Raw genomic sequence first — 9,750 nt, 5'->3', positions numbered from 1 at the left:
TTGAGCGCAAATACCACTATGAATATAAAAGAATGCATTGACCTGCTTGATAAAAACAACTTCTTTCTGGAAGCTAATGGGGATAAACTCGTTTTAAAGGCCAGAAAGAATAAAGTAAGCGAGGAGCAGGCTAAAGCCATTAAACAGAATACCGAAGTACTTAAATTCATTAAGGAAAATAAGCAGGAATTGATCGACCACCTCAATTCAAAAAGTGAGGAATCGAAGAAGGATATAGAGTCGATGTACAAGTTGAGTCCCTTGCAGGCGGGCATGATGTTTCATGACTTGTACGATCAACAGGTTGGAGCATATCGAAACCAGCTTAAATGTAACCTTAAACGAGTTGATCTCAACCTTTTTAAGCAGGCATGGGATCACTTAATAAAGAGTCATACCATCCTTCGTTCCAGTTTTCATTACGATGCCTTCAAAATTCCCGTACAATGCGTGCATCGCCATGTAGAAATGCCCCTGGAAATAGTTGACCTGAGTCAACTGAACGGGCATGATCTTGATACCGCTTTGGATAAATATGAGCGAGAGGACCGATCTAAACCTTTTGATTTTAAAAAGGCACCACTGATGCGGGTAATGCTGCTTAAACTGGGAGATGATAGCTATAAAATGTTGTGGAGTACCCACCACATCCTGTTAGACGGTTGGTCAAGACCCATACTCATGGAAGAGTTTCTTCAGGTCTATGATAAGCTATCAGCCAGTGAAGACATTAAAGACGGGGAGGTTGACAGGTTCGAAGATTACATCAGGTTTATTGATAGCCAGGACAAAGAAAAAGCACAGGCTTACTGGTCAGAGTACCTCAAACCTGTAACCGGAAGCACTTTACTTCCGTTCATCCCGGTTTCAGCCGAACGTACCAGAACAGTTTCTGATTTTAATGAAGAAATACTCGTTTTTGATGAGAATGTAACTCAAAAAGTCGAGTTGTTTACCAAGCGTAACCGAATTACAGTGAATACCCTGATGCAGGGAGTGTGGTCGTACCTGTTGCACCAGTATACCGGAGAAGAAACCATTTCATTTGGTGTGGTAGTGTCCGGTAGACCTGAAAACCTGCAAAATGTAGAAAGAAGAGTAGGGATGTATATCAACACCTTGCCCCTTGTTTCTGTATATGATAAAAGCTGTGATGTTCAAACCTGGTTAAAAGGCATTCAAAATGATCAGATAGCGTCAAGAAAGTTTCAGTATAACGCTTTGGCCGATATTCAGAAGTGGTCAGGTGTGCATGGGGATCTGTTTGACAGCATTATGGTATTCCAAAACTTTCCGCTTTCCGAATTGACCTCATCTACGCAGTGGAAACTGGAAGTGAGTAACTTCAAAGGGTTAGAACAGTCGTCCAATTATCCCCTTTTGATCCGTTTCTCCGTAAGCAGGGAGATCAATGTAGAGATTATATATAAAGAAGAACTTCTACCCAAAACGTTTATAAACCTGATCAAATTACACCTTGAGCAGGTTCTGTTAAGCATTGTAGAGGAAGGAGATACTTCATTGAATAATCTCCATTTGCTTCAGGCACACCCTATTGCTGAGAAGTCTGATGAGGCTCAACCGCAACCTGATTTGGTAGCACTTTTCGAGGCAGCAGCCATGAATTTCCCTGATAAGGTTGCCCTGGAATACCTGGACACAAAACTGACCTATAAGGAACTGAACGAATATGCCAACAGGCTGGCAAATCACCTGGTAGGAAAGGGAGTTGAGAAAGGTACTTTGGTGCCTATACATTTTGATAAGTCACCACAAATGATCATTGCGATACTTTCAGTTATGAAAGCAGGCGGTGCCTATGTGCCGCTAGGGCACAATGATCCTGAAGAAAGGCTCAGGAAAATTGTTGGTATGGCAGATATGCCCATTGGCTTATGTGAGGTAGAACCGTCAGTTGAAGCTGTAGAATGGATCAGTATAGGTCAATTAAGCGATATTTTTCCTAACGAGAGTATCTCTAACCCTGATGTACAACTCGCAGGTCAGGATCTGGCGTATGTCATCTTCACATCCGGATCTACCGGGGAGCCTAAAGGTGTGATGGTAGAACATTCAGGCATATCCAACTATATTCATAATCAGACAGATTTCTTCAAAATAGATGATAGCGAACGGATACTTCAGTTTAGTGATTACACATTTGACGCCTCTATTGAGCAGATTTTTCTGGCGCTGACCACAGGTGCTACGCTGGTATTAATCCCTGGTGCTTACCGTTTGGACAAAGAGCTTTTTGAGCAATTCCTTAAACAGAAAAACCTGACTCATTTGCATGTGACCCCAAGCTTTTTAAAAGTATTGAGTCCCGGTAAATACGGTGGTTTGAGGAGAGTGGTTTGTGGAGGGGAGATCTGTGACAAACAGCTTGCCGAAGAATGGGTGAATTACTGTCAGTTTTATAATAAATACGGCCCTGCCGAGGCCACCATTACCGTTTGTGAATACCAATGCAGTGCTAATGATCTTCAAAAGGGAGTGAACTCAGTGCCAATAGGCAAGCCGGTGGCCAATACTAATCTTTATGTACTCAATGAGTTGGGGCAACAGGTACCGACAGGGGTTTTAGGAGAGTTGCACATTGGAGGTATCCAGGTGGCAAGAGGTTACCTGAACAACGAAGACCTCACAGCCTCTCATTTCGTTCAAAACCCTTATAACTCTGCTGGAAAACTTTATAAAACAGGAGACCTGGTCAGGTTCCTGCCAGATGGGAATCTGGAGTTTGTAGGAAGACACGATGAACAGCTCAAAGTAAGAGGATATAGGATTGAGATTGCAGAAATAGAAAGAGCCTTGCGGGATGCTCCAGGTGTACTGGAAGGCGTTGTGTTGGTGGTGGAAGAGGCGTCGAACACTCAGCTTGCGGCATATGTCGTCATGGAGAGGGTTTTTGATCCTGCAGCTATTAAAGAAGCATTAAAAAGCGAGCTTCCTGAATATATGATCCCAGGTATTATAGTGGAGTTAGAGTCCATACCGCTGTTGCCAAGTGGTAAAGTAGATAAGAAGCAGCTGAAAGAATTAGGGATTGCAGACATACGAGAAGTAGAATATGAGGCTCCGGTAGGAGCGATGGAGGAAGCCCTTGCCACGGTATGGCAGGAACTGCTCTCCGTGGATCAGGTAGGCCGTCAGCATAACTACTTTGAGCTGGGAGGAGATTCAATCATATCTATTCAGGTAGTGAGCAGAATCCGAAAATTAGGATTTGAGCTACAAGTGGGTGATCTGTTTACTTACCAGACCATAGCACGTATTTCACAGGCAGTAAGCAAGCGGATTGAAGATGAAAAAATAATCAGGAAAGAGGCCGGTGAGGTCGATACAATGCCATTGACACTTTCCCAAAAGCGATTGATCAACAACACTTCATTTGCCGGTTACCCTGACTTTACGCTGGCCTTGAATAAAATGATCAGCAGAGAGCAGGCCAGCCAATGTCTGAATCAAATGATTGCAAGATACCAGGGGCTTCAGGCAACATTCATCAGACATAATGGGCAGTGGAAACAGAAACTTATGTCAAAGCAGTTGGAACTATCAGCCGTAACCGTGCCTTCGGATATTTCTGACTTGTCAGCATTTTTGGAGAGTGAGCGTAAGAAACTTTATAACCTGATCGATCTTAATAATAATGAATTGATCAGTTCCACATGGATAGAAACCCCGGAAGAACAACAACATAACAGGCTTATACTGGTTGTGCATCACCTCTTGATGGACACCATAAACTGGAGAGACTTTATTAACGATTTGAACCGTGTTTTTGACGGACAGGAGCTAAGTGAGGTTAAAAGTTATAAAGAAATCCTAACGGGTATTGAAGAGCAAACACAAAAGCCATTGTTTGGAAAGTGGGTGGAGCAATGGGAGAGTCAGATCCCGGGCAAGGAAGCCAGTCAGGCGAAAAGTGAAAAAAACTATCAGGTATATAAACAATCTATCGCTGATGAAAATCTGTCAACATCCTTAAACCTTTATCGAGAGGTATACCATGCCAACGACACAGAGATACTATTATCAGCTATCTATGGTACACTGGGCCAATGGAAAGGTGATGAGCAGTTGGTTATCGGTGTTGAGAGCGACTCAGGAGCAACGGGACAACTTCATTCAGCGTACCCATTTATGCTGAAAACCACAGCTAATGATGCTGGACATGCTCTTAAGTTGGTGAAGTCGTTTAATAGACAGAACCCGGAAATGGCACTTACCTACTCAGCTTATGCTGACAAAAAAGTTAGTGGGAATAATCCGTGGGATATCAGGGTTAAACTTTATGGAGCATGCCAACAGGAGGAGGGGCCTGTAAGCTTGGCGCCTGAAAGAGCCTGTTTTGATGCCGCACCTGGAAGCTATGGTCATGAGCAGCTTATCATTGCATGCAGAATTGAAGGCGAAAAGCTACAGCTTGAACTGCTATACGATCCTGCAAAATATGGAGAGGTTGACATGGCTTCTTTGACTGATAAGCTGACAGCAAGCATCGAACATTTCTTGACAAATGCTGCTGCCCTGAAAGGAGCAGACCCTCAGTTTAGCCCGACAGATTTCGGACTATCTAAAGAGGTTAGCATCGATGACTTTGATGAATTCCTGGATGGCCATCTCGACAATGGAGCTACCAGAAGATCGTCAATACAAAGCTGTTATAGACTAAGTGCATTACAATCAGGTATGCTGTTTCATAGCCTTTATGATGAGAATGCAGCCACTTACCGTAACCAGTTGAAATGCGACATCGTCAATCTGGATGAACAGGCACACAAGCAGACCTGGGAGTACCTGTTGCAAAAGCATACTATTTTCCGTAGCACCTTCCATCACGATGTGTTCAGTATACCGGTACAGTGTGTACATAAAACAGCTTCTCTACCTATTGAGGTGATAGACCTTACCTCACTTGAGCAGGATGAACTGATTGGTAGAGTTGAGAAGATTGAGGAGGCAGATTTGCAGCAAGGTTTTCGCTTCGATAAAGCTCCACTGATGAGGGTGACACTAATAAGACTAAATGAAACCCATACGCGCATGCTGTGGACATCTCACCACTTGCTGCATGATGGTTGGTCTCTACCCATTCTGATGGAGGAGTTTTTGACTTATTATGACATCTCGGTTAACGGAGCAAACCATCAGATCAAAGAGGAGGATAAGTATGAAGATTATATAAGATTCATAGAGTCGCAGGATAACTCAGGTGCCGCCGAATATTGGCAAAGCTATCTGCAAGAGATAGAAGTAGGTACACTGTTGCCGTTTATTGAATCATCTTCATTGCGTAACAAGGGAGCAGGAACCTACAAGGAGATAAACCTGAACATTGATAAACAGACCACTGAGGCTATCAGGTCATTTGCAAGACGTCACAGACTTACGGTTAATACATTGATGCAGGGAACCTGGGCCTATTTGTTGCATCAATTTACAGGTCAGCGCGATGTTACATTTGGTGTGGTTGTTTCGGGTAGGCCGGAAGATATTCCTTCCGTTGAAAAAAGAGTAGGTATGTACATCAATACATTACCATTGCGTTCATCATTGCAAAAGTCAGATGAAATTCTGCCCTGGTTGACAGGTATTCAGAATGATCAGGTTAACTCAAGGAATTATCAATACCAGTCTTTGAATGAGATCCAGGGGCTGGTAGGGGTTCAGGGCGACCTGTTTGATAGTATCATGGCATTCCAAAACTTCCCGTTGTCCAAAGTATTAGATGCGCAGGACTGGAAGCTGAAGGTAGAAGAAGTTTATGTACAGGAGCAGTCTAACTATCCACTGTATATTACCATAGGTGCTTTTGAAGAGATCAATGCCCACTTCTTTTACAATACTAATTTACTTGACCCGGCAACGGTGAAGCTGATCACCGAAAAGTTCCATCAGGTATTGACGCAAATCATAAACAGGGACAGCAGCAAGATCAATGAACTAAAGCTGCTTACTCCGGCCGAGAGAAATCAGCTGTTATTTGACTTTAATCAAATTTCAGCAGATTATCCGTTGGACAAAACCATACCGGACTTATTTAGGGAGCAGGCAGGCTTACATCCTCAGGAGCAGGCAGTTGTTTATAATGAACATACGTTGACCTATGCTGAGCTTGATAAAAAGTCGGACGAGCTGGCGCATAATCTCTTGAGTTATTTGGGAGGTGCCGAAAACTCTCCCGTGCCGGTATTGATGGATAGGAGCTCGAACCTCGTGATATCCATATTGGCAATCATGAAGGCAGGGTTGGTATATGTGCCGATAGACCCTGAGCAGCCCGAAGAGCGAATTACTTATATTCTTGAAGACCTGTCAGCTAAAGCCATTATTGCAGACCCTGCTTATGATCATCTTATAAAGCGTACGGATTTACGTGTGATCTATCTGGGTGAAAGTGAAATAACAGATCATTCAGGAGAACTTCCAGGGGCAAAGTCTGATCAATTGGCTTACATCATTTACACTTCAGGTTCTACCGGAAAGCCAAAAGGAGTAATGGTCGAACACAGAAGCCTTACAAACTATGTTTTAAATAGTAAGGAACTCTATATGACTGATGATGCCACCAGTGGTAGCTATAGCTTCATGTCAAGTGTATTTGATGCATCGCTGACAGCGGTATTTACTCCGTTGGTATGTGGTAAAAGCATCGTAATATCACCGAAGGAGGCTGAAGTTTTTGATCGGGAGCTTACCAGGCAGAATAATCCGTTTGGCTTTATTAAGCTCACGCCGGCACACCTGCTGTTATTGGAGCAGGATCCGTCAGTATTTGCAGGTACCCGTAATTATGTAGTAGGAGGTGAGCAATTGACCAACAGGCATTTGAAAGTGCTTAAAGATGCAGGGCAGGATATTCGGGTATACAATGAATATGGTCCGACCGAAGCTACAGTAGGGTGTGCTGTGTTTAGCCTTCAAAATGAAAGCTTTGATGACTATACCAACATTCCCATTGGTAAACCTATGGCTAATGTTCATCTGTACGTACTGAATGAAAGCATGGAGCCGGTGATGCAGGGTGCGGTTGGAGAGTTGTACATCGGCGGAGTTCAGGTGGCAAGGGGTTACTGGAATAACGCTGCGCTGACCCAGGAAAGGTTTGTAGACAATCCTTTCGCAGAAGGTCAACTGTTTAAGTCTGGCGATTTGGTGAAAATGAGAGGCAATGGGAACCTGGAATTTTTAGGAAGAAAAGACCATCAGGTGAAAGTCAGAGGCTACAGGGTTGAACTGGGTGAAGTAGAGAAAGTAATGAATAGCGCTGAAGGAGTTAACCAGGCTGTTGTTTTAACTGCAATAAACAAGAGCACTGATAGCACATATCTTTCTGGTTATGTCGTTACACAAGGCCAATACTCAAGAGAAAAGTTAATGACTTACCTGAGAGATAATCTACCGGCCTATATGATCCCTGACAGGTTAATAGAAGTAAAAGAGATACCATTGACCATTAATGGAAAAGTGGATAGAAAAACGCTGCTGGAATTAGAAAAGCATAGTATTTCTACCAATGACTATCAAGCGGCTGAAAATGAATTGCAACAGGAACTGATAGATATATGGAAAGAATTTCTTGAGCTGGAAACGGTAGGAGTCAATGATGAGTTCTTCAGTATTGGAGGTAATTCGTTGTTGGCGATAAGCATCATTTCAGTGATCAGGAAGCGCCTTAAAGTAGATGTGTCAGTAACAGCATTTTTTGAATTGACTACTGTAGCGAAACTGTCGCAATTCATTGAGCTTAACAGACAAAACGAGTCGGTTGACCAAGAGGAGTATGAAACCATAAAGCTTTAATATGATCATTTCCCACAAGCATAGATTCATATTTATCAAAACTCAGAAAACAGCAAGTACGAGCATTGAGATTGCCTTGTCTAAGTTTTGTGGCGAGCATGATATCATTTCCTCAGTTCATACTGATGAAAAGATCAGAAAACAGCTGGGTTATAGAGGACCGCAAAATATCAGGGTGCCATTCAGTAAATATTCTAAACTTGACTGGCTGGACTTTATTTATACCCGGAAACGTGCGGTCTTCTATGATCACATGCCGGCATCAGACATTATGAGGTTTGTAGATGCAGAGGTGTGGAATAATTACTATAAATTTTGCTTTGAAAGGAATCCATATGATAAGATCATATCATGGTACTACTGGACGAGACATTTACATAAACAAAATACAGTTAAAGAATTTATTGAAAAGGGTATGGGATCGAAAATAAGAGGATTCAATCTCTATACGATTGACTCAATACCTGTAGTAGATAAAATTTATAAATACGAAGAAATGGAGGAGTCGCTAAAGCACATTGGAGATGTTTTAGGTCTCGATTCACCCATTGAGCTGCCTTTGGAAAGGGCTAAATCCCATACCCGGAAAGATCGAAGGAGGTACACTGACGTGTTGTCTGAAGGTGAAGCAGACTGGATTTCCAAAATCTTTGCAAGAGAGATCAAATATTTAAACTACGACTACTAAAGAGATATTATTTATCATAACTATATGAACTGGATCGATTATCGAACTGCCGTCCCTTTTAATTATTCAAGAGAGAATATTAAGGACTTACCCGAACAAGCCATTGTTACCATTTTTGCCGACGAGAGGGAGAGGCTTTTCGAGGCTGCCCTGAAGATACCTTATAACCCTTACAGGACGGATGAGCAGGAAAAGTTCATCGCTGAGGCAAAAGGGCTATCTGACTTACTCTCCTCAGAGAGCAGAAAGCTTATTGACCATGAGCTTTACGAGGGGTATGGAGCCGTACTGATTAGTGGATTGCCTATGGATCCTGATTTGCCCGATACCCCTGAGAAGGGGGGATCTCTTTCTCCGGACTATAAGAAAACCTTTGTTACTGAAGCCATGCTTATGGCATTTGGAAACCTGACGAATACAGAGCCATTTAATTTTCGTCAGGAAGGTTGGGGAATGGCTCCATTAATTGACAATATTGTACCCGTTTTAAAGCTTAAGGATCAGCGTGGTGCGGGAGGATACTCCAATGATTTTCCCTTCCATTGCGAAAGTACCTGGCACCGGAAAAGACCTGACTTCCTAATTCTAGCAGGTATTAGAAGTGCAGAAAATGCGAAAACATTAGTGTTCTCTGCGGATCAGCTGAAAGGGACGAAATGGTACGAAGAAGCTGGCATGATGGAAGGTAGATTCAGGTTAAAAGCACCTGACCTTTACCTGAAGATGGAGGCTGCAGGTATTCCTATGGGCACTCCGCATCATTCGTCTATGTCACCTTTGGCTATTAAAGAGGAAAAGGTCGAGCTAAATCTGAATTTTAACGGTATTGATTGTATTGATCAGGAGGCTGTAGACTGGATGCATAGTTTGGAACAGTTTATAGAAGATAATTCTGTGGGTACCATACTACAACCGGGAAGCCTTTTGATACTTAACAATAGCAGGACGTGCCATACCAGAACAGGTTATATTCCCAGTTTTAACAAGAAAGACAGGTGGTTTATCCGGGGATATTTCAAAAGAGATCTCTGGGCAGGAGTGAATTTGGATATGAATCATGCCGATAAGCAGTTGTTTAATGAATTACTGGCTTGCGGTTGGACAGATGCTGAAGGTAAGCTGACCAAAGAGTTTTTGAGGTATGTATTTGAGTATAAAGAGCTGGAGAAGCTTGATGGAAAAATGCAGCAACTGGCACAAAATGCTTTTGGTTATACGCCTGTGGCAGGATCAAGAATAGTTTAAATAAC

3 protein-coding genes are annotated in these 9,750 nt (G+C 42.7%); all 3 read left to right on the top strand.

What is annotated here, in order from left to right:
• Positions 1-18: 18 nt before the first annotated feature.
• From LVD17_RS26745 to LVD17_RS26735, 3 genes are read left to right on the top strand one after another with little or no spacing between them, the layout of a single operon-like run.
• Positions 19-7,812 (top strand): non-ribosomal peptide synthetase, encoded by a 7,794-nt coding sequence (locus tag LVD17_RS26745; RefSeq protein WP_233763182.1) that lies wholly within the window; start codon positions 19-21, stop codon positions 7,810-7,812.
• A gap of 1 nt (position 7,813) precedes the next feature.
• Positions 7,814-8,500, top strand: a complete 687-nt coding sequence (locus tag LVD17_RS26740; protein WP_233763180.1) for a sulfotransferase family 2 domain-containing protein — start codon at positions 7,814-7,816, stop codon at positions 8,498-8,500.
• Positions 8,501-8,524: 24 nt separating this feature from the next.
• On the top strand, positions 8,525-9,745 hold the full coding sequence (locus LVD17_RS26735) for a Fe(II)-2OG oxygenase family protein (protein WP_233763178.1): 1,221 nt from the start codon (positions 8,525-8,527) through the stop codon (positions 9,743-9,745).
• Positions 9,746-9,750: the final 5 nt, after the last annotated feature.

Source organism: Fulvivirga ulvae (assembly GCF_021389975.1).
Taxonomy (GTDB): Bacteria; Bacteroidota; Bacteroidia; order Cytophagales; family Cyclobacteriaceae; genus Fulvivirga; species Fulvivirga ulvae.
This window is presented reverse-complemented; position numbering and strand designations above follow the sequence as displayed.

Bases quoted from the DNA above. Each gene is read 5' to 3' on its own strand.
- LVD17_RS26745 (WP_233763182.1), top strand. From the start codon at position 19: ATGAATATAAAAGAATGCATTGACCTGCTTGATAAAAACAACTTCTTT.
- LVD17_RS26735 (WP_233763178.1), top strand. From the start codon at position 8,525: ATGAACTGGATCGATTATCGAACTGCCGTCCCTTTTAATTATTCAAGA.
- LVD17_RS26740 (WP_233763180.1), top strand. From the start codon at position 7,814: ATGATCATTTCCCACAAGCATAGATTCATATTTATCAAAACTCAGAAA.